20 protein-coding genes, 1 pseudogene and 1 riboswitch are annotated in these 20,984 nt (G+C 35.5%); of the genes and pseudogenes, 12 read left to right on the top strand and 9 right to left on the bottom strand.

Annotated features, from left to right (window positions below):
• The first annotated feature begins 3 nt into the window (after positions 1-3).
• Positions 4-1,407 (top strand): aldehyde dehydrogenase family protein, encoded by a 1,404-nt coding sequence (locus HR057_RS10450; protein ID WP_173731380.1) that lies wholly within the window; start codon positions 4-6, stop codon positions 1,405-1,407.
• Between the two features lie 147 nt (positions 1,408-1,554).
• Here HR057_RS10450 and HR057_RS17055 read toward each other — a convergent pair whose 3' ends face one another.
• Both HR057_RS17055 and HR057_RS10440 read right to left on the bottom strand, forming a co-directional pair.
• Positions 1,555-1,884: a DUF3986 family protein gene (locus HR057_RS17055; protein ID WP_230474423.1), complete on the bottom strand. Its 330-nt coding sequence runs from the start codon at positions 1,882-1,884 to the stop codon at positions 1,555-1,557.
• A gap of 323 nt (positions 1,885-2,207) precedes the next feature.
• Entirely contained in the window at positions 2,208-2,720 is a 513-nt protein-coding gene (locus HR057_RS10440) for a DUF4275 family protein (RefSeq protein WP_173731379.1), read from the bottom strand.
• A gap of 441 nt (positions 2,721-3,161) precedes the next feature.
• On the opposite strand from HR057_RS10440, the gene HR057_RS10435 reads away from it, so the two are divergent.
• Positions 3,162-4,526 carry an amino acid permease gene (locus tag HR057_RS10435; RefSeq protein WP_173731378.1) on the top strand — a complete coding sequence of 455 codons (1,365 nt, stop codon included), beginning with the start codon at positions 3,162-3,164 and terminating at the stop codon, positions 4,524-4,526.
• Between the two features lie 155 nt (positions 4,527-4,681).
• Here HR057_RS10435 and HR057_RS10430 read toward each other — a convergent pair whose 3' ends face one another.
• Positions 4,682-5,203 (bottom strand): hemerythrin domain-containing protein, encoded by a 522-nt coding sequence (locus tag HR057_RS10430; protein WP_173731377.1) that lies wholly within the window; start codon positions 5,201-5,203, stop codon positions 4,682-4,684.
• Positions 5,204-5,376: 173 nt separating this feature from the next.
• On the opposite strand from HR057_RS10430, the gene HR057_RS10425 reads away from it, so the two are divergent.
• From HR057_RS10425 to HR057_RS10405, 5 genes are all read left to right on the top strand, one after another.
• Positions 5,377-5,667 carry a hypothetical protein gene (locus tag HR057_RS10425; protein WP_173731376.1) on the top strand — a complete coding sequence of 97 codons (291 nt, stop codon included), beginning with the start codon at positions 5,377-5,379 and terminating at the stop codon, positions 5,665-5,667.
• 83 nt (positions 5,668-5,750) lie between these two features.
• On the top strand, positions 5,751-5,891 hold the full coding sequence (locus HR057_RS10420) for a hypothetical protein (protein ID WP_173731375.1): 141 nt from the start codon (positions 5,751-5,753) through the stop codon (positions 5,889-5,891).
• Positions 5,892-6,336: 445 nt separating this feature from the next.
• Positions 6,337-7,752 (top strand): radical SAM/SPASM domain-containing protein, encoded by a 1,416-nt coding sequence (locus tag HR057_RS10415; RefSeq protein WP_173731374.1) that lies wholly within the window; start codon positions 6,337-6,339, stop codon positions 7,750-7,752.
• A gap of 98 nt (positions 7,753-7,850) precedes the next feature.
• Complete coding sequence (locus HR057_RS10410; protein ID WP_173731373.1) at positions 7,851-8,159, top strand: hypothetical protein; 309 nt, start codon at positions 7,851-7,853, stop codon at positions 8,157-8,159.
• Between the two features lie 182 nt (positions 8,160-8,341).
• Positions 8,342-9,136 (top strand): SIMPL domain-containing protein, encoded by a 795-nt coding sequence (locus tag HR057_RS10405; protein WP_173731372.1) that lies wholly within the window; start codon positions 8,342-8,344, stop codon positions 9,134-9,136.
• A 157-nt stretch (positions 9,137-9,293) separates the two neighbouring features.
• On the opposite strand, the pseudogene HR057_RS17050 reads toward HR057_RS10405, so the two are convergent.
• From HR057_RS17050 to HR057_RS10380, 6 genes and pseudogenes are all read right to left on the bottom strand, one after another.
• Positions 9,294-9,628: pseudogene (locus tag HR057_RS17050) on the bottom strand (VOC family protein); the annotation flags it as partial.
• 356 nt (positions 9,629-9,984) lie between these two features.
• Complete coding sequence (qoxD, locus tag HR057_RS10400; RefSeq protein ID WP_173731371.1) at positions 9,985-10,272, bottom strand: cytochrome aa3 quinol oxidase subunit IV; 288 nt, start codon at positions 10,270-10,272, stop codon at positions 9,985-9,987.
• The gene (gene qoxC, locus HR057_RS10395; RefSeq protein WP_173731370.1) at positions 10,273-10,869 is read right to left on the bottom strand and encodes a cytochrome aa3 quinol oxidase subunit III; all 597 of its coding nucleotides are present in this window, start codon (positions 10,867-10,869) and stop codon (positions 10,273-10,275) included.
• Positions 10,869-12,815, bottom strand: coding sequence for a cytochrome aa3 quinol oxidase subunit I (gene qoxB / locus HR057_RS10390; protein ID WP_173731369.1), 1,947 nt, complete (start codon positions 12,813-12,815; stop codon positions 10,869-10,871). Before qoxB ends, qoxC begins: the two co-directional genes overlap by 1 nt.
• A 23-nt stretch (positions 12,816-12,838) precedes the next feature.
• Positions 12,839-13,741, bottom strand: coding sequence for a cytochrome aa3 quinol oxidase subunit II (qoxA, locus tag HR057_RS10385; RefSeq protein WP_173731368.1), 903 nt, complete (start codon positions 13,739-13,741; stop codon positions 12,839-12,841).
• A gap of 295 nt (positions 13,742-14,036) precedes the next feature.
• The gene (locus HR057_RS10380) at positions 14,037-14,825 is read right to left on the bottom strand and encodes an arginase family protein (RefSeq protein ID WP_173731367.1); all 789 of its coding nucleotides are present in this window, start codon (positions 14,823-14,825) and stop codon (positions 14,037-14,039) included.
• A gap of 169 nt (positions 14,826-14,994) precedes the next feature.
• On the opposite strand from HR057_RS10380, the gene HR057_RS10375 reads away from it, so the two are divergent.
• From HR057_RS10375 to HR057_RS10355, 5 genes are all read left to right on the top strand, one after another.
• Positions 14,995-15,438, top strand: coding sequence for a DinB family protein (locus tag HR057_RS10375; protein WP_173731366.1), 444 nt, complete (start codon positions 14,995-14,997; stop codon positions 15,436-15,438).
• Positions 15,439-15,773: 335 nt separating this feature from the next.
• A complete protein-coding gene (locus tag HR057_RS10370; protein WP_173731365.1) occupies positions 15,774-16,391 on the top strand; it encodes a DUF47 domain-containing protein in 618 nt (205 codons plus the stop codon).
• Between the two features lie 12 nt (positions 16,392-16,403).
• Positions 16,404-17,402, top strand: a complete 999-nt coding sequence (locus HR057_RS10365; protein ID WP_173731364.1) for an inorganic phosphate transporter — start codon at positions 16,404-16,406, stop codon at positions 17,400-17,402.
• A 725-nt stretch (positions 17,403-18,127) separates the two neighbouring features.
• Positions 18,128-19,243: a KamA family radical SAM protein gene (locus HR057_RS10360; protein ID WP_173731363.1), complete on the top strand. Its 1,116-nt coding sequence runs from the start codon at positions 18,128-18,130 to the stop codon at positions 19,241-19,243.
• Between the two features lie 85 nt (positions 19,244-19,328).
• Positions 19,329-19,436, top strand: a riboswitch (SAM riboswitch).
• Positions 19,437-19,760: 324 nt separating this feature from the next.
• The gene (locus HR057_RS10355; protein ID WP_173731362.1) at positions 19,761-20,885 is read left to right on the top strand and encodes a sugar ABC transporter substrate-binding protein; all 1,125 of its coding nucleotides are present in this window, start codon (positions 19,761-19,763) and stop codon (positions 20,883-20,885) included.
• Positions 20,886-20,984: the final 99 nt, after the last annotated feature.

Raw genomic sequence — 20,984 nt, 5'->3', positions numbered from 1 at the left:
TTAATGGTCATGAGTGTAAGGGAGATTCGTGTACAGTTTAATCCGGCTAATACATCGGAATGTATTGGAAAAATCGAATTACACACGATTTCAGAAACAGAAGCTAAAATCAATGAGAGTGAGGAAGCGTTCCAAAAGTGGAGTAGAATGTCATCGGTTGCACGTGGCGAAATTTTACAGGCAATGGCAAATTTATTAATGGAACATATGGAACCTCTAGCAGGGCTCGCTTCAAAAGAGATGGGAAAAACGGTACCAGAAATGATCGGAGAAGTCAAACGTGGCGCCTCCATTTTACGTTATTTTTCACAGGAAGGCATGCGTGCAACTGGCGAGGTGCTGCCATCGGCTTCTGACGATAAAATGATTTTTACGAAACGTGTTCCTTTAGGAGTTGTCGCGGTCATTACACCATGGAATTTCCCAATTGCAATTCCTCTTTGGAAAATAGCTCCGGCGCTCGTTTATGGCAATACGGTTGTTTGGAAACCGTCGATTGAAGTAGCACTTACAAGTCAGTATATTGCGGATTTATTTGTAAAAGCAGGCTTGCCGGATCATGTATTAAATATTGTGCAAGGGCGCGGTTCGAAACTAGGGAAAGTTTTAATTGAATCACCAAAAGTGAAAGCGATTTCCTTTACAGGCTCGAACGCTGTAGGCCAACAAATTTTAGATGTGGCAGGTCCGACGAAGAAAAAAATTCAGCTAGAGCTAGGCGGGAAAAATGCGGCCATTATTTTAGCGGATGCCGATTTAGACTTAGCAGCCGCCAAAACAATAGAAGGAGCGATGAAACAAACAGGGCAGCGCTGTACAGCGACAAGCCGCGTGTATATTGAAGCGCCGGTATACGATGCGGTAGTGGAAAAACTAATCGAAAATGCGAAGCAAATAAAAGCAGGAGTAACAATGGGCCCTCTTGCTTCGAAACAACAATTTGAAAATGTACTTGAGCATATTGAGCGGGCAAAGGGACAAGGAGCGAAATGTATTTTCGGAGGCAAGCCTGTTGCTGAGTTGTCAGAAGGGTATTTTGTAGAACCAACATTGTTTACAAATGTTACGCACGATATGGATTTAGCAAAGGAAGAAGTATTTGGACCGGTTTTAGCTATTTTTAAAGTGGCAGATTATGAAGAAGCTGTGCGCTTAGCGAATGAATCGGACTTTGGATTAAGTGCTTCGATTTACACAACGAATATTCAAAAGGCTTTCGATTTTATCGATCGCAGTGAAGTCGGCCTTGTACAAATTAATGATGAAACGGGTGGAGCTGAACCGCAAGCCCCGTTTGGCGGAATAAAAAATTCAGGTACTGGCGCTCGCGAGCAAGGTCAAGCAGCGAAAGAATTTTTCACTACTTTAAAAACGATAACGATTAATGGTATTCAATATAAGGAATAGCTGACTATATTAAATGAGATAGTTTTATAGATTTTTTAAGCCTTTTAAGTGCCCCCAAAAGTTAGAAGCAATAATCTAATGTTTTGGGGGCAGTATCAATTAATTAGCGTTTCTATAATTTTCGAACATTGTTTATGATGTATTCGTTTATTCCTTCTTCTGTTTCGCAATGATATCCTCAACCAATTGAAAAAATTTTTCCTCGGCTTCTGCTCTTAATTTGACTGTAAAAAGAAACGGATCATTAGGATCATCAGGATTTTTCTTACAGAATGAATTAAATAGTTTTTTATAATCTTCAGGACAATCATTAAAAAAGATGTCCCACGTCCCTTGTTCATTTTTATAACCAATAGCTTCAAAATAATCATCTTTTTCTTCGCAATAATAGGTAATGTGCCAATGGCGATATTTTAAATGTTCTTGTATTTCTTCAGCGTAAGGTTCAAATGATGTCTCTATATCGATTAATTCCATCCCTTCGGAAATGTCATTCTTATTTATAGGTATGGGTTCTGGAAGCTCTTCATTGTCGTATAGGGTTCACGGCAATGAGTAAGCTAAATCCTTTTTTGCATTTTGTATCGCTTTATATCTTGTTTCCCCTGTTGATAAAGGAAAGTCCCATCCTGCTTCAGGAAACAGAGTAGGGAAAAAACACAAAAAATCCATCATCGTCTTTTTTATGAATGCAGGATAAACGAATTTAACGGGATTTGTTATAGCCACAGATCCTTCATGATAACGATTATTTGGGGGTTCATAGATAATAGAACCTATGCTTTCTCTTTTATACAACTCTATGACATTTCATTGACCTTATAAAAATATGGACCACACATTAATTCATGGGTACGGACATATGTCCAAGTGAAATTTGTATCAAAAATATAAATGTCTTGTTGTGAATCAAAAACCTTTGCCTCAACCTTATTCGCATTTGTATAAAGATAAATCAAAGGTAACCCTTGATACATGACATAAACTTTTTCCTTAGGCAACGCATCAAATGCTTTTCTTGCATCATCATCTTTTAAACAATCTTTCTTTTCATAACTGAAAATATGCCATTTAAACTGATCGTAATAGATTTCTTTTTTTACTTCTTCACTAATGTCTTTTGCAAATGTGCGGTCCCATAAATCTATAATTTCTTCTGCTTCCTCAACGAGGGTTGTAACTGTTACACCTTTTTCCTGTAAGTTTTTATTAAATAAATACTCTTCCTGAATAGACGAAATGGACCAATAAACTTTTTTTAACTCTTCTTCTGGTAAACTATCTAAGATTTTATCAATCTTATCTCTAATCATCTTATTCCCCCAAAAAAATTACAAATTTTACTTCTTAAACAATACTACTTCGTTTATAGATAGATGTTTACAAATATTACCATACTATATTGAATGGTTAAATAAAAGGAAAAATTTTTCAAAATTTGTGTGAAAATGTGAGCTACTTACGCATTTTGTTAGGCTAATTTTTTCTTAAATGTGAAAGGTAGTTTGTTCGGATATTTTTATAACAGTATTGATAAATCATGAAAACAGTTTTGAAAAACAAATAATATTCAAAAATATCAAACTGTTTTATTGTTCATAGATTCATGTTGCAAAAATTTTAAGAAAAATGATATATTAGTAGAGGATTGCTTTAACGCTAAAAAGCGTTTAATCAAAAAAGAATAGTGCCGGACTAGAGATGAAAAACTATTTATAAAATAATATTAAAAAAATAGCAAGGTGTGAAAATTTATGAAAGAAGAGCAGCAAGTTTTAAAAAGAGAGTTAGCACCGCGTCACGTTCAGTTTATTGCTTTGGCTGGAATGATCGGAACAGGTATTTTTAAAGGAAGTTCTGATACATTGAATATGGCCGGGCCAAGTGTCGTGATCTCTTATTTGATCGGCGGGCTGTTACTATTTATTGTTATGGCTGCTTTAGGAGAAATGGCAACAGTCTATCCGAATTTAAATGTTCAACATTTGATTCATAAAGCGTTTGGATTTCAGCTTTCTTTTATTGTTGGCTGGTTGTATTGGATTAACTGGATTATTGTAACCGTTGTAGAATTGTTAGCTGCCGGCAGCTTTTTGAAATATTGGTTTCAAGATATTCCGTTATGGCTATTAAGCATCCTCTGTGGAGCATTAATCGTCGGAATTAATATGTTTCAGGTGAAACATTACGGGGAACTTGAATTTTGGTTCGCCAGCATAAAAATTATTACGTTGGTTGCCTTTATTATCCTCGGAAGTTTGATATTATTCGGTGTCTTTCCTGCAGAAAATGTTTCATTTTCCAATTACACCGCACATGGAGGCTTTTTCCCACACGGCATTGGTGGTGTTTTAAGCGCGTTTTTAGTCGTTATGTTTTCTTATGGCGGAGCTGAATTAATCGGCATTGCTGCTACTGAAACAAAGGATAGCGAAAAGGTTATTCCGAAAGTTATTAAGACGACTGTCTTTCGTGTGATTCTATTTTACATTTTGCCAATTTTAATTATTTGCGGCATCATTCCATGGAATCAAGTTGGTTCCGAAGATAGTCCGTTTGTTCAAGTATTTAGCTCAATCGGTCTTCCTGGAGCTGCCCATGTCATGAATTTCGTGCTCATTACAGCGCTTCTTTCAGCGGCTAATTCCGGTATTTATGCCACTTCAAGAACACTGTTTACGATGGCACAAAACAAAGAGGCTCCGAAAGCTTTCGCAAAAACGACGAAAAAAGGGATTCCTTTGAATGGGATTCTCGTTACGACGATGTTTATTTTAGTTGGGGTCTTTTTAGCTTATATGACACCTGAACAAGTTATCAGCTATTTGATGACAATTCCAGGTTTCACTGTTTTATTAATTTGGATTGGCATTTGTTTAGCACAGTTAAGATTAAGGAAAGGTTATGCTGACAAATTAAAGGGCTTTAAAGTTATTTGGCACCCATATACAACGTTCACTGCGGCTTTATCGCTATCTGCCATTTTTATTGCATTCATTTTTAATAAACAAAATATGATCGGAACAATCGTATGTCTAGTCATTGTAGCTTTGCTAGTTTTAGTTTCTTTTATCGCCAAAAAAGACAAAGCTAGAAAAGCGGAAAAATCTGTCGCATGAAAAGAAGAAGCTGTCTGAAAATCAGGTTCCCTGATATTTCGGACAGCTTTTTTGCACGATGCTGTTAAATTTTGTGATATTTTTATTTATTCAAAAATGCCGTCTATTTCGTAAAGCCCCTTTCACGGAACGGAAAAAACGCCTCCTTTTATATGTTAATTCTGGACTTTTTCTTTTAACAGGTCTTTTTCATCTTGAGATAACAATTTTTCTGCCATTGGGTATAACACTTGTTCTTCTTTGGCAAAATGATCAAGTAAGATTTGCTTAGCATTTTTTATTAAATTTGCGTTTTCAATCATGTCATCATTTGTTTGCTCTTTATGGCTTTCGATATTTTGCAAAAATTGATTAATATACCCATGGGCCATTTGATGCTCGTATTCCATAACAGCAATCGGTCCACCGTTTTTTCCAATATACTTTTCCATCATTGTAAACAAATGATCTTCTTCTTTTGCTGAATGACGGGATAGATTTTCATTAAACGCTTTCACTTCTTGGATCAATTGCTGAAAAACAGTTGCTTTTTCTTCTTCAAACTCAATTTTGTTACTATATGATTCCAATGTTTCTAAGCTTTTTCGTAAAGGAGCATGTTCGTCCACTAAAATTTGCAACCCTTCTGAAAGTGTTACCGGACCATCACCAAACAAACCGCTTGCACATCCTATCATACAAAAATCTCCTTTCCACAATGGTAATAGTAAAAATATGTACCAACACTTTTATTTTACGTGAATAATGTTTTAAGGGCAAAATAAAAAATTGTTCTATTTTTCTAAAAAATTATAGTATCTTTAATTATAAGATATGGACGATTTTTTCATGGAAGAGGGTAGGCCAACAAATGGAAAACCATATGAAGGTGTTGCGTCTGTTAAAATATATCAGTGGTTCTTTAGTTTTAATAGGAATGTTATTTTTATTAATTCCAATTTTTGAAAGCGATTCCAACGATGTTCTCTTAAACGGTATTGGCATTGGATTTATATGTGCCAGCATTTTTATTTTTCTCATCGGGATATTTTTTATTACAACAGAAGAGATGTTAGCGAAAAGGGAAGAAGGGGTTAAGATTGCCCCAAAATTACGTAGAAATTGTAAACACCACTTAATAAGAATTACACAAAGAAAATGATTTCCCGTGTGTTCCTAAAGAGGATTAAATAATATTAAAAAAGCTCAAGATAAATAAAGAAGAAAGTTAAGGGGAGTGAAAATATGGAAAAACATGATGAAAACATTCATATTAAAAGTAATAATTTAAAGAATAGAGTAGAAAACCAAAAAATTAATGAGGAAAATAAATATAAGAAGAATCAAATAGAATATATAAATATTTATTGGGATGAATGGAGATAGCAGGTTTTATTGGAGACATGGAAGGGGCCTTTACTTTTTGAATGATAATGAAATAACAATGTAGCGGAGATAGGTATGCATGGTACCATGAAGGAGTACATGGTATAGAGTATATGATTTCGGATATAAGATAGACAAAAAGAACCGGGCGGTATTGCCTGGTTTTTGTATGTAAAATTATATAAAATATGGAAGAAAATGTTTGACTATTATATCCAATAAATGTAAACTAAAATCAAATCAAATATTTGGAAAATTCAAATATATGTTCACTTTTTTCGGCTAATAGTTCTACGATTTAAGATAATAAAATTAATAAATTAGCATAAATATATACGATCTTTAAGTGTTTCCCTATTTTAATAGTTTAGGAGAGGAATAAATTATGCCAAGATCCCTATTTAATTTTTATGATGCTGAATTAAAGAAAAATGAGAGCTCTACATTGGATGATGAATATTTATGGGTTGAAGGATTAAAAACTATTAATATAGGTGATTCCACAGTTGCAGTCAATCCTTCCAATGGAGGCTGGGCAGTTTTTGACCAGGATGAAAAAGACTTACTTGATATAAAAGGACTTCTTCCGAATAACGCAATTAGCGAGTTTCTTTTTGAAAAAGGCCTTTGTTCAAAAAATGGCAAGGTTTTTTCTCCAAATGTCAGTAATAATGACCCTGGTATATTTCACTTCTTTGAATTTGCTGTCACAACTTCTTGTAACCTGAAATGCAACTATTGCTTTGCTGATGCTTCACCAGCTAAAGGTTCTTTTACAACGAAAGAGACCGCCCGCATTTACATAGACCGAATAGCTGAATATATAGCCGCTACACGATCTACTCTACCAATTACCCTCGAATTTACCGGAGGGGAACCACTGCTTAACTTTCCATTGATACGCTATACAATTGAATATGCAAAAAATACTTACGGGGATTTATTGAACCTGGAATATTGTTTGCAATCCAACTCAACTCTATTAAACTCGGAAATGATTAATTTTTTTAAAGAGCATAACGTTGGTATAGGGATCAGCTGTGACGGATTTGAATCAGTTCACAACGCACAAAGGCCTTTTATTAACGGGAGTGGCAGCTATAAAAACGTTGAAAAATCGTTGCTCGCTCTCCATCAAGAATACCCCGAAAATTCCGGAGGGGTAATAGCAGTGATTTCGGATGAAAGCGTTAAACAAATGACTGAAATTGCTCTTTATTTGCATCTTCTTGGTTTTAATAGTATGGTGATGCGGCCCTTATCAAAGATTGGAAGAGGGTTTGAATATGAGCGCCAGCATGCTTTTGTAAAAAAATATAATAAAGGATTGTTTAACATTCTTCATTCTGTTATTACTCCTATTTATGAAGAAACAGGGCAATTGATAAAAGAAAGATATCTATCCTTGACGTTCAAGCATCTCTTACAGCCATACCGCCCATTTATGTGTGAACGAACGCCATGTGGAGCAGGCAGGGAAATTTGTGTGGTTGCACCTGACGGCAATGTATATGCATGTAATCAATCATTAGGCGAGGATCATTTTTATTTAGGGAATTTATACGAGCATTCTTTTATTGAAATGGCAAATAGCGAGGCAGCCCAAAGACTTTCCCAGAGAACAATAGATAGGATTGAAGATTGCAATGAATGCGTTATAAGCAGTTGGTGCGGATCTCCTTGCCCTTTTGAAACTTATAAAAATTCGGGTACGATTTTAACCAACTCAAGCGAATGCCAGCTTATGAAGGATCGATATATAAGGGCTTTGAAAGGGCTTATTAAAAATGAATATAATCTTGAAGTTATCAGTAGGATAGCAGAATTGGAAGTAGATTTACAATGGGATTCTGTTAAATGAAGGCAGCATTTGAATGAAAAATGAAACACTCCTTTCTTGCAGAAATATATCTGTAAAATAAAAAAACTGAAACAAAACATTAAAAAGGAGGAATTTGTATGCCGGAAATTAATCCAAAAATTAATTCAAACGTAAATATTGATGACATCAAAAAGGAATTACTAGATATTAAAACTGGAATCATTACTGAAATCAATAAGAATACTCAATCTGAGTGGTCAGCGCATGCAAATTGGAAAAACTCTTCCCGTGAGCTAAATGGTGATTTCCAGATTTCTTCAAGATTAGTACTATCTGATAAATTTAATGCAGATAAGGATTTAGTCAAATTAAGTCAACAAGCTTCAAGTGATAAACTGATAGAGGTGGCTAACTCATTAAAAGAAATACTTAGTGAAAAAAAATAATCCTATTTGTTTTGTTTCAGTGTATAAAAGATTTTACAGATATTATTTCTAATGAAGGGGGTTGGGAAAGAATATTATTCATCTTTCTCAGCCCTTTTTGTGTGGTACAATAATTTCCAGAAAGAAGTAAGAGACCGACTTCTTGCTTCATTCTTATATTTATTTATAAGGAGATGATATTCATGAACAAGAATACTGTAAAAAAATTATTCGGTCTGCTGCTTACTAGTTTAATAGTATTTGCTGCCCAAGCTTTTGCTGGAGGTACGGCAGCTTATGCAAGTGATGTTGTAAATAAAAGGTCTATCAGTGTCAGTGGCACATATACTGTCAAAGTTGCACCGGATATTGCCTATATTGATATTGCTGTTCGAACATTTAATGTTGATGCGATTAAGGCACAGGACGATAATAAAAATAAAATGAATCGGGTAATGGATCAGTTGAAAAAACTAGGAATTCAAGAAAAGGATATCCGTACAGTAGACTACCGGATTCAGCCAAGATATGAGTGGACAAACATAGAAATTAAAAATAATCAGGGTACGATTGAATCAAAAAGGGAACAAATTCTCGTTGGCTACGAGGTTATTAATAATATAAAAGTTACGGTTAACGATCTTCAGAAAATAGGTACGATCTTAGATTTAACAGTTAAAGAAGGAATTAATGAGGCAAACAATATCACGTTTGATTTAAGTGAAGCAACAAAAACAGCGAAGTATCTGGAAGCATTAAAGGGTGCTGTTAAAAACGGAGAAGAAAAGGCAAAGGCAATCGCTGGTTTATACGGAATAAGCTTGTCTGTTCCTTCTGTTATCAATGAATCAGGAGCATATTTTCCATCTCCTATTCGTTATACAGGCCTTGAAAAAGCTTCAGGAGGCGGTATTGCATATAATGAGGGATCTTCTACTCCGATATCAGGCGGAGAAATGGAAATACGTGCAAATGTAAGTATTATTTATGAATATTAATTATTGGAATGAAGCAAGATAGACAGACCTCTTGCTTCATTTTTATTATATCGCGCACAAAATCTCTTTAAGATTAGGGAATAAATGCGAGAGTTTGATTAACATCTTTACTTTTTAATGGCTTTCCAATTCCTTGAAGAAAGAATGAATTTTTTTGGCAAATGATTTCAATGGTAAATCCTCCAGGTGCCTTTATGTAAAAAGCTAGCCGTGTAAGTGATTGGATTCCGTTACATAAAATCCATCTTCCTTTAGGCGTTGATACATGTTGTTTACCTGTTCTTCATTTTCTAGTGGAAAACCAATAAAGAAGGTTTTGGATATTCCACTTCCTTAGCTTTCAATAAAGATAACACAAAACCCTCTTCATCAATCATTACAGGAAGTCCGTTTCCACGGGTTCCTATGCACTTCCAAACCAAAATAAGTTTCCAAAAATTCTCGTGCAGATGAAACATCTGTAACTGTTAAATGCATATGGTTAAGTTTCATATTTTACCTTTTTCAATTTTTTATGAAAAAATTGTATCAACATTGATATGAATTTAAAAAATTTTCATTTGGGAAAAGTTTAGTGGAGATAGAGTTTAGAGAAGTCTTTAATAGTTTAGAAGAAAAGGGGTTCAGTGATTGAAAATACAACTGAACCCGTTTTGGCATAGATTAGTTTTATGTTGCAATTTTCATAAAGGCTTCTGCAACCTTTTTTTCTATTATATTTATGGGAGGCGATGCGCAAATGGCGGTTGTTTCCTGACATTGCCCATTTGGTATTTTATTTAATTGAAGAAAGCCTTTCAATTATGACCATTTATTTGGAGGCCTTGTAAACAATCGAAACGATAGTTTTAAATAATCCCCCAAATCATACATAACAGTGTACCGAAAATCGTTGCAAGACCGATCACTAAGGAATAAAAAATATTGGTATAGATTGCACCTTTATCTTTTGTTTCACCGGAATGCATGAAAACGACTAATTGCAATCCGGCTTGTAAAAAGGCTGTTGTTAGAAGAATGGTCATGCTGACGGCAAAAGACAAATCAAAATAATAAACGGCCAATGCAACTAAAGTTAGAACTAACGAAAACAGATAGCCGATCGTCTGATTGAATGGAAATAATTGTTTTAACATTTACATCATTCCTTTCAAATAGATGAAGCTGAAGATGAAAATCCAGACAACATCCAGGAAGTGCCAATATAAGGAGAAAACAAATGCTTTATTTGCTGTTTTTGGTGTTAATCCGCGCTTATGAATTTGCATAAGAATGCATAATCCCCAGAACAGGCCGAACGTTACGTGGGCACCATGCGTACCTAATGTTGTCAGTAAGATCGCTGTAAAAGCGCTCGTTTGAATTCCGGCACCAACATGTACATAATGAATGAATTCATAAATTTCGACCCCAAGGAATACAAGGCCAAGGAGCAACGTTACAGCAATAAAAGCCATCATGGCTTTTTTAAAATGAATTCTTGCAGCATGAACAGCTAAGCCAATTGTAAAACTGCTTGTTAATAAAACAATCGTTTCAATAAGGACCGGCGTGATATCAAAAATATCCGCACCAGAAGGACCGCCCGCTGTGCGGTCCACCAGTGTAAAATAAGAAGCAAACAGCGTTGCAAACAACATAATTTCCGCGCCGATAAAAATCCAAAAACCTAATATATTTAATTGATTTTGATGTGTTCTATATTCAAGAGGCAGCGTATGATCCATTTTCATTAACTGACACCTCGCAATTCTCTTTCCGTTTTTTCAACTTCTTCCGCAGAGATGTAATACCCGTCGTCTTCTTTAAATGAGTTGTAAACCATGCAAAGGAAGATGGCAATGGTTGAAAGGATCACCAATTTCCATAAGCTGAATACCATGGCAAATCCCCAAATGAAGAAGAGAACACCCATTATAAATGGAACACCGGTATTGCTTGGCATATGAATTTTTTCGTATTTTCCTTTGAATAATACGTGGCCTTTTTTCTTTGCATCCCACACCGCTTGATAAGACGCAACTTGCGGAATGATTGCAAAGTTATAGGCAGGTACTGGGTTGAGAGTTGCCCATTCAAGCGTACGCGCATCCCATGGATCAATGCCAACATCCCTTGATGCATAACGGAAGCTATAATAAAGGTTATAGCAAATAAACACGAACCCAATGGCTAATATAATTGCACCAACAAATGAAACCATATTTAACGGGCCGAAACCAGTTGCTTCAGAATACGTATACATCCGGCGTACTTGACCATCTAGTCCGGTGATGTACATTGGCATAAACGCCAATACGAAACCGATAGAAAGAAGCCATACGGTCCATTTACCGATCCGTTCATTTAACATGAAACCAAACATCTTTGGCCAATAATAGTGGAGACCGGCAAGCATTGCAAATACAACACCAGGAATAATGACGTTATGAAAGTGAGCAACTAAGAACATTGTATTATGGTATTGATAATCGGCTGCTGACATCGCCAGCATGACGCCTGTTACCCCACCAATTGTGAAAAGGGGCAGGAACATCATTGCATAAAGCATCGGGGTTGTGAATTCAATCTTTCCTTTATAAAGGGTAAACAACCAGTTAAAGATCTTAACCCCTGTTGGAATAGCAACAGCCATCGTTGTTATTGAGAAAAAGCTGTTTGCAAGTGGTCCCATGCCCATCGTAAAGAAATGGTGAGCCCATACAAAGAATGAAATTAACGAGATGATAACCATGGAGGCTACCATTGATTTATAGCCATAAAGATTTTTCCGTGAAAACGTTGAAATGACTTCACTGAAAATACCAAAGGCTGGCAAAATTAGAATGTAAACTTCTGGATGACCCCAAACCCAGAACAGGTTGGCCCAAAGCATATCCATACCGCCGTTGTTCATGGAGAAGAAATGAGTGCCGAATAAACGATCCATCGTACCCATCGCCAATGCAACTGTAAACGGTGGAAAAGCAAAAACGATAATGATGTTAGCTGCTAAAGCAGACCAAGTAAACATTGGTATTTTCCCTAATGTCATACCTGGAGCTCTCATTTTTAAAATGGTTGTAATAAAATTAATACCTGTCATTAGTGTTCCAAGACCTGCAATCTGGATGGCAATCATATAATAGTTGTTTCCGACAGTCGGACTTAGTTCCGGTCCTGCAAGTGGAAAGTAAGCCGTCCAACCAGCATCTGGAGATCCACCGACAACAAATGAAATATTAAATAACATGGCACCAAAGAAAAATAACCAAAAACTTAAAGCGTTCAACCGTGGAAAAGCAACATCACGCGCACCGATTTGGAGCGGTACGATAAAGTTCATTAACGCCATAATAAATGGCATGGCCATAAAGAGCACCATCACAACTCCATGGGTTGTGAAAATTTCATTGTAATGCTGCGCATCTAAAAGCGTGTTTTCCGGTCTGGCAAGCTGCGCACGCATCATCAGTGCATCGACGCCACCGCGGAAAAGCATCAAAATAGCTGAAATCAAATACATTATTCCGATTTTTTTATGATCAACAGTGGTCAACCATTCACGCCACAAATAACCCCATTTTTTAAAATAAGTTAAACCGGCGATGATCGTGATCAATGTTATGATAATCGCAACCATAGAAGCGTAAATGGCTAGACTTGGATGTGGAACTTTAAATTGTTCAAAGAAATCCATTTTTTATACTCCTTTCGTTCGTATTAATGGTGTGAACCATCCATGTGATCGCTCTCTTCTTCGTGTTGAAGGTTAGCACTTGATTGATGGTTATGCCCTCCATTTTCCGCCGTTGGCGGCGGTAAGAACTCTAAATGAGTACCAGTGAACGTCATCTGTCCAAGATGTCCGGGTTTTAATAGTTCGTTAAACTTTTCTTCCGTAAGGGGTTCGGCTGTTTCTTTTACATCATCAACCCATTGGTCAAATTCAGCTTGACTCATTGCCTTTACGTAAAAAGTATTTTCCGCAAAACCTTTTCCGCTGAAATTTGCATTTCGTCCTGAATATTCACCTGGTACGTCTGCCGCTAAATGCAAAGTAGTTATCATATCGGACATTGCATATTTTTGTCCCCCTAGCTGAGGAATCCAAAAGCTTGTAATTGGCCCATGAGAGTAAAGTTTAAATTCAAGAGCACGATCAGTTGGAATATAAAGGTAGTTGACAGTTTCTATTCCTTGCTCTGGATAACTAAAATGCCATTTCCAGTTTGAAGATGAAGCATAGATGACTAATGGTTCTTGATCTTCATATCCTTTTGGTGTTGCTTCGACAATATAGTTGCTTCGAACAGAAACAATTGAAAGAAAGACAATAATTAACACCGGGATTCCAACGCAGAGAGTTTCAACAAGCGGGCTTCCTTCGATGTGAGGTGGTTCATAATCTTTTGGCTGCTTAGAAGCACGGTATTTTATCAGCATATACACTAAGATGGCAAATACAGTGATGACGATCAATAACATGATCCAAAGAGTAAGCATAATGTCATCTGCTTGACGTGCAGCCTGCGGACCTTTAGGATCTAAAATAGTTAACGGCTTACATCCTGTAAGCACTGTGGTAATAGTAAAAATAAAAAATAAAAAAAGCTTTTTAAACATTTTCTATATGCTCCTTTCCTTTCATTCAGTTCCACAGATCGTTTAAGAGTGAATTTAAGGTGTGATATAAATCACATGCTTTTAATGTAATGTTAATCCCTGAAAGAAAGAAAAACTATATAGATACGCTTTATTTCACAAAACGTTCAAAAAGAGAAAATAATTATGCAATTTCCATTTATTCTTTCTAGCATTTTTTTTCGTAGCTTAATAAAATAGTTTTTTATACATGTTTAATTTTTTAAAAGAAAAAGTATAAAAAGTATTTAAAAAATAAAATAGAGCCTAGAAATTACTAGGCTCCAATCGTCTGTCTATCAATAGCTTTCAAACAAGTTTGTAAGATTCGTAAATTTGCTTCTTCATTTTTTTTCACAATTGTTAAACATTCAGGTTGCAAAAGCTGCAACGGATTTAGCTGAGCTTCTCCGCATATATCAATCCCTTCCACTAGCTTTTTGGCAAGAATTTGCTCAAGGATCGTTGTTAATGTTTCGATTTCCATAAGCCCTTGATCCCAGTTTGTTTGTACAATACGGGGATGTAATACATCTTTATCAATGCTAATGTAAACGTGTTTGGTTTGGATTGTCGTTAAAAGTTGTTGTGAAGAAATTTCGTGGATTTTTGAATAGGGAAATATGATGGTTCTAGGATGTGTATTTTCGTTATTAACAGAAACCGTTGGACCGATGATAACCACCCGTTCTAATAGTGGAATATTGGCAAGCGCATGAGAAACCCATGTACCGCATGAAAGCATGCTACTGCCCATCAAGTTTGTTTTAAGTTCAAGATCGAGATGGTTATCAAACAATACAAGTGTAAAAGGTTTTGTCATTTCTTTAAGAAAAAAATATGTAAGGTAATGAAAGTTTCCGCTTCCTATAAACGTAATACCTTTTTTTCGTCTAAGCTGAAGTCTTTTTTGCAGTATTTGGAGAGAATGAGGATCGCAATATAAATGGACATGTTTTAAATGCTGAAAATTCAGTCTTTCTTGAAAATAATTTTGAAGATTCGTTGTTGCAAAATATGTTTCGTCAAAATCAACGGCGCAAATGCCGCTATTGACCAAACCCATTTTACATCCACTCCCAAAATTATTTTTTATGAATCTATTATTATTTTAACAAATTTCGATACATATTGTAGAGTGAATGCTTGTATAGTAGCTGTTTGTTTTACATTCAAATTAAAGATTGGATATAATTTTTAAAACAAATGAAATTTTTAAGGAGGCAAAGGTATCGATGAGTCAGCTCATTAAAAAGCAGTTTGAATTAACGAGAACAAATATTTTTAAATCCATTGAAGGGGTAAATGAGCAAACTTTTGATGTAGCGCCAAAAGGTTTTAACAATACTATTCACTGGCAATTAGGTCACATTTTAGTTGCTGCTGAAAAATTTTTATTTGGAGAATCAGGGAAACTCTCTGCTGAGTATGGTGAATTTTTTGGGTATGGTACAAAGCCTGCGGATTGGAAAGGGGAAGCTCCATCGGTTGCAGCCCTTGTTGAACAATTGAAGGATCAGTTAAACCGCATTCAAGAAATTCCTGATGAAAAATTCAAAGAAAAATTACCTGAACCGATTTTAGGAAATACGACTTACGGGGAATTAGCAGCGTTTACAGTTTTCCATGAAGCACTTCATGCTGGACAAATTCATGCAATGACCCGTTTTCTCGGCTAAAGTTTAATCAATTAGTAAAACTATAATTTGAATAGCTAAAAATGCAAGGTCTCTTGAAAGATGCGTTTGAAAAGGGGCTTCAAACGAAAGATTTTGCAATATTTGTGTTGGATAGATGCCATTTTTTGATGATTTTTCGAAAATGAATAACAAAAATAGATAATCGTTACAAGCAATGGTAATTTTTGGGGCATACTCTATAACAGAGTTTGCCTTTTTCTTTTGTTAAGTTTTTGTAAATTTGATGAAAAAATATTTTCTTGGTCGACATTTTTCGTTTACAATATTTACGTTTGGACAAATTCATTAGTTAGACGACAGATGGAGGGTATTCAATGGTTTTTAAAAAAAAGGACAAGTTCATGGATTTATTGATGAAAATCTCTACGAACATTAAAGAAAGTGCCAACTATTTTGCAGATTATAAACTTAGAAATACAAGCGATCTCAAGATTTTTTTTGATACGATGAAAGAATATGAAAATAAAGGCGATGAATATGTTCATGAGGTTATTGTTGAATTAAACAAAGCATTTATCACACCGATCGAGCGTGAAGATATTCTTGCTTTGGCGATTAGCCTTGATGATGTTTTAGACGGTTTCGAACACTGTGCGGCATTATTCGAAATGTATTCAATGACCCATGCAGACGAGTATATGTTGAAATTCGTCGATGCATTAAGAAACGCTGCGATCGAAATCGAAAAAGCTGTTGAACTCCTATCAAGCAAAAAATTGCTCAATATCCGTGAACATGCGATCAAAATTAAAGATTATGAATCAAAATGTGATGGTGTGCTTCGCCAATCTATAAAAAATCTATTTGCCGTTGAGAAAGATCCAATTCGCATTATTCAATACAAAGAAATTTATGAATCACTTGAAGAAATTGCAGATAATTGCCAAGAAGTTGCGAATACTCTTGAAACTATCATTATGAAAAATGCGTAAGGAGCTTTTAGGATGGATGTAATATTAATAATTACAATATTAATCGTCATTGGCGCTTTAGCTTTTGATTTTATTAACGGATTTCACGATACCGCCAATGCCATTGCTACTGCTGTATCGACAAAAGCATTAAAGCCAAGGCATGCCGTTATATTGGCTGCAGCCATGAACTTTGTCGGTGCGATGACGTTTACGGGTGTTGCCAAAACCATTACGAAAGATATTGTTGACCCATTTACTTTAGAAAATGGCTCGGTCGTTATATTAGCAGCGCTTGTTGCAGCTATTTCTTGGAACTTAATTACATGGTATTATGGAATTCCTTCGAGTTCATCTCATGCGATTATCGGGTCAGTTGCAGGTGCTGCGATTGCTGCAGCTGGTTTTGGCGCTTTGAACTATAGTGGATTTTTGAAAATTATTCAAGCTCTCATCTTTTCACCGCTTATTGCATTTGCGGTCGGGTATATTGTTTACACTATTTTCAAAATTTTATTTAAAAATTCTAATTTAACTAAAATGAATCGTAGTTTTCGATTTATTCAAATCTTAACTGCATCTTTACAAGCATATACACACGGTACGAACGATGCTCAAAAAGCAATGGGTATCATTACGATGGCGCTTATTGCCAATAACTATGTAACAACAACAGATATTCCTTTTTGGGTACAATTTTCCTGTGCGCTTGCAATGGGATTAGGAACGTCTGTTGGTGGTTGGAGAATCATTAAAACAGTCGGTGGACGCATTATAAAAATTCGCCCGGTAAATGGGGTTGCTGCCGACTTGACAGGTGCTGCAGTTATTTTTGGAGCGACATTTATCCATTTGCCTGTTAGTACAACACATGTTATTTCATCTTCCATTTTAGGTGTTGGTGCTGCCCATCGCATCAAAGGTGTTAAATGGGGAACAGCCCAGCGAATGGTTTGGACGTGGGTTATTACATTGCCAATTTCTGCACTAATAGCTGCTCTTTCATATATGATTATTGATTTAATTTTATAATGAAAACAAGGTGCTAGTAAAAAATTAACTGCTCCTTGTCCAGTAGACTGTACGGCTTTAGCTCGATATTGTATTGAGTTAAAGCCGTTTATTTGTTTAAGGGCATTTTATTTAAATGTTGCAGTTTAATTTAAGTCACCCTCAATTCATTTATAAATGTTTGGGTGTATATGAGATTTTTCAAAAAAGCATCCATGATCTTTTACTCAAAACACTAATAAATGTTAGTAAGTCGGCCGAAAAATACTGAAATATTAATAGAATATCAAATGAATCTAATGAAGTTGTAATAGATTAGTTTTTCGAATATTAACTATATCCCATTGATTTTTTATGGTTGTATGAAAAGTGAAGAATTATTAGAAGGAAAATGATGTGAGGGGGGACTTAAATTAAGGAAATAATAGAAGAACTAACGGGAATGATGAAAAGTTATACAAGTTGATAGAATAATCTACCCATGAGGTAACATGACTGTATTGATTGTTTTTTTAATTGGTCCCCATTCTTGTTTTTATTATCAAAATAATTTGAATAATGTAAGGGTGCTAGTATTCGTTTAATCTAATATGTAGTGCCCTTAATTTTTTTATCGAAAATACCAATTCTTTGTCAATTTTTCGAATTATTCATTTTTTTTATAGAAAGGTATTACTATTATAGCTTTTTTACGATAAGATTAAAGTGTAAGGCTAAAAAACAAATTGTACAAGGAGGCGACTTTATTGAAAGCAACTTACATCACAAATATTGATCAAATTGAGCAGCTTTCATTAGAGGAAAAGGAAAAGTTAAAGCCCATCACTGATAATTTCGTATTTCGAGCGAATGATTATTATTTGCGGCTGATTGATTGGAACGATCCGAATGATCCAATCCGAAAAATTATTATTCCAAATGAAGGAGAGTTAATGGAGTATGGAAGCTGGGATGCCAGTGATGAAGCGACAAACTATGTAGTTCCTGGCTGTCAGCATAAATACGGCACGACGGCTCTTCTTGTAGTTTCGGAAGTGTGCGGGGGTTATTGCCGATTTTGTTTTAGAAAAAGATTGTTTGTAAATGATGAAAAAGAGGCTTATGTAAACCCCGAACCGGGATTGGAATATATTCGCAATCATCCGGAAATAAATAATGTCCTTTTAACGGGCGGAGATTCTCTCATGCTCTCAACAAAAAGACTGAAATCGATTATTTCACAGCTAAGGGAAATTGAGCATGTGAAAATTATTCGATTAGGATCTAAACTCCCCGTCTATAACCCGATGAGAATTTATGAAGATGAAGAGTTGCTAGAGCTCTTTAGAACTTATTCTACCCCTGAAAAACGCATATATGTTATGGCTCATGTCAATCACCCTAGAGAAATAACGGTTGAAGCGAAAAAAGGTTTCTATGCTTTAACAGAAGCTGGAGTCATCGTTGTCAACCAGACGCCAATTTTAAGAGGGGTCAATGATAACCCTGAGGTGTTAGCAGAATTGCTCGATAAACTATCTTGGGCAGGCGTTAATCCGTATTACTTTTTCATCAACAGACCAGTTGCCGGAAACTATGACTTTGTAGTTCCTTTAGAAAGAGCTTATAAAATTGTAGAAGAAGCAAAAGCGAAAACTTCTGGACTAGGCAAACGCATCCGTTTAGTGATGAGTCACAGTTCGGGAAAAATTGAAATTTTGGCGATTGAAAACGGAAAAGCTTATTTAAAATATCATCAAGCACGAAATGGAAATTATGGACAAATGATGATTCTTGATTGTCCGAAAGATGCTACATGGTTTGATGATTTGCCAGGAAATGAAAAGTATTGGAAAAATAAACAGTATTCGCACCAAATGTAATAGTTTAATAATTTTATTGAAATGATTGTTGACAACTATCATCTAAAAATGTAGAGTTAAAAGTACATTAAACCAATAGGAAAACTCCTTATCGAGAGAGGTGGAGGGACATGGCCCAATGAAGCCTCGGCAGCGGACTCTGGTTGAAGAGTACTGTGCCAAATCCATCAAGCAATTGCTTGGAAGATAAGAAGAGTGAACGATCTATTACTTTTGGTGAATTTTGATACAAGTATGATCAAACCTCTTCTTTATTTTTAAAGAAGAGGTTTTTTTATTTTATACAATAGAGGTACCTCTGAATAGCCAATTTGTTTCTTTTCAATAGAATTTAAGTATAATGCCACAATCAAAATTTCATAAAACCAAAACAAATCAATAAGATTTCGTTATAAATCAAAAAAAATCTTGTATAAACAGTCTTTAGCATGGTAAAATTTAGACAATTTATAATGTTCAAATCTTCATAAAATTATTTATTAATAAAAAAACATACATAAGAAGAGGAGGATTGAAAATGAAGAAAAATTTTATGAAAACAGCCATCGTTTCACTAATGTCAATGGCGCTTTTATTAACAGGTTGTTCTTCTGGCGGGAATTCGTCCAGTCAGGAATCAACAGAACCGAAAGAAACGGTAACACTGGAAAATGTTCCGGAAAGATTTGCATCTGGTGAAGGTGCAAAAATTAAAGTTATCCGCAAAATTGGCGGTGATGATCATACTGCTCAATTTTTAGCTGGTGCGAAAGAAGAAGGGGAAGCATTAGGATTTACAGTTGATGTTTTCACAGCAAATGGTGATACTGCAAAGTTCCATGATGCAATTGCTCAAGCTGCACAGCAAGATTATGATGGAGTGATTATTTCTCATGGTGATGACGCTGCAACCGTTGATGCAGTTAAAAAGCTTGTTGAAGCTGGTAAAAAAGTAGTCACTTTTGATTCCATCGGTGATCTCTCACAAGTAGAAGGGGTTACACTTACTTCACAAGACGATGAAGCACTAGCAAGACTTGCGTTAGAACAATTAGTAAAAGATACAAATGGTCAAGCTAAAATTGTTTACCTTTGGGTTGACGGTTTCCCTCCAATGGTTCGCCGCAATGCCGTTTATCAAGAAGTGTTGAAAAACAACCCTGGTATTAAAGAGATTGAAAGATTTGGTGTAGCAACTGCCAACACCTCTGTTGAGACACAAAATGCTGTCACAGCTATGTTAAATAAATATCCAAAAGGCGAAATTGATGCAATTTTCGCAACTTGGGATGCATTTGCGATTGGTGCTGCCCGTGCCATTAAAGAAGCAGGAAGAAATGAAATTAAAATTTATGGTATCGACGTATCAAATGCAGACCTTCAATTAATCCAAGAAGAAGGAAGCCCTTGGGTTGCAACTGCAGCGGTTGATCCAAAATTGATCGGTGCAGTAAATATGAGAATTCTTGCGAAAAAACTTGCTGGTGAAGAAACACCACAAACTTATGATTTAGAAGCAGCATTAATTACCCAAGAACAACTAAAAGCTTCAACAGAACCAGTAAACATGGTTAATCTTGCAAATATCATTCCTGGATGGGGCCAATCTGATGCATTTGAAGAAGATTGGATGAAAGTATTAAAAGAACATCATAAAAAATAAGAGTTTCAATGATTAGGCGGTTATTTCCCGAATGGGAGTAGCCGCCTATTATGCGAGTTTAGTAAATTTGGATAAAAATTGAAATTTGAATTGATCATA

Source organism: Calidifontibacillus erzurumensis (genome assembly GCF_013303125.1).
Classification (GTDB): domain Bacteria; phylum Bacillota; class Bacilli; order Bacillales; family Bacillaceae_J; genus Calidifontibacillus; species Calidifontibacillus erzurumensis.
This window is presented reverse-complemented; position numbering and strand designations above follow the sequence as displayed.

Excerpts from the sequence above, each read along its gene's own strand:
- HR057_RS10450 (WP_173731380.1), top strand. The coding sequence starts at position 4 with ATGGTCATGAGTGTAAGGGAGATTCGTGTACAGTTTAATCCGGCTAAT.
- HR057_RS17055 (WP_230474423.1), bottom strand. The coding sequence starts at position 1,884 with ATGGAATTAATCGATATAGAGACATCATTTGAACCTTACGCTGAAGAA.
- HR057_RS10440 (WP_173731379.1), bottom strand. The coding sequence starts at position 2,720 with ATGATTAGAGATAAGATTGATAAAATCTTAGATAGTTTACCAGAAGAA.
- HR057_RS10435 (WP_173731378.1), top strand. The coding sequence starts at position 3,162 with ATGAAAGAAGAGCAGCAAGTTTTAAAAAGAGAGTTAGCACCGCGTCAC.
- HR057_RS10430 (WP_173731377.1), bottom strand. The coding sequence starts at position 5,203 with ATGATAGGATGTGCAAGCGGTTTGTTTGGTGATGGTCCGGTAACACTT.
- HR057_RS10425 (WP_173731376.1), top strand. The coding sequence starts at position 5,377 with ATGGAAAACCATATGAAGGTGTTGCGTCTGTTAAAATATATCAGTGGT.
- HR057_RS10420 (WP_173731375.1), top strand. The coding sequence starts at position 5,751 with ATGGAAAAACATGATGAAAACATTCATATTAAAAGTAATAATTTAAAG.
- HR057_RS10410 (WP_173731373.1), top strand. The coding sequence starts at position 7,851 with ATGCCGGAAATTAATCCAAAAATTAATTCAAACGTAAATATTGATGAC.
- HR057_RS10405 (WP_173731372.1), top strand. The coding sequence starts at position 8,342 with ATGAACAAGAATACTGTAAAAAAATTATTCGGTCTGCTGCTTACTAGT.
- qoxD (WP_173731371.1), bottom strand. The coding sequence starts at position 10,272 with ATGTTAAAACAATTATTTCCATTCAATCAGACGATCGGCTATCTGTTT.
- qoxC (WP_173731370.1), bottom strand. The coding sequence starts at position 10,869 with ATGAAAATGGATCATACGCTGCCTCTTGAATATAGAACACATCAAAAT.
- qoxB (WP_173731369.1), bottom strand. The coding sequence starts at position 12,815 with ATGGATTTCTTTGAACAATTTAAAGTTCCACATCCAAGTCTAGCCATT.
- qoxA (WP_173731368.1), bottom strand. The coding sequence starts at position 13,741 with ATGTTTAAAAAGCTTTTTTTATTTTTTATTTTTACTATTACCACAGTG.
- HR057_RS10380 (WP_173731367.1), bottom strand. The coding sequence starts at position 14,825 with ATGGGTTTGGTCAATAGCGGCATTTGCGCCGTTGATTTTGACGAAACA.
- HR057_RS10375 (WP_173731366.1), top strand. The coding sequence starts at position 14,995 with ATGAGTCAGCTCATTAAAAAGCAGTTTGAATTAACGAGAACAAATATT.
- HR057_RS10370 (WP_173731365.1), top strand. The coding sequence starts at position 15,774 with ATGGTTTTTAAAAAAAAGGACAAGTTCATGGATTTATTGATGAAAATC.
- HR057_RS10365 (WP_173731364.1), top strand. The coding sequence starts at position 16,404 with ATGGATGTAATATTAATAATTACAATATTAATCGTCATTGGCGCTTTA.
- HR057_RS10355 (WP_173731362.1), top strand. The coding sequence starts at position 19,761 with ATGAAGAAAAATTTTATGAAAACAGCCATCGTTTCACTAATGTCAATG.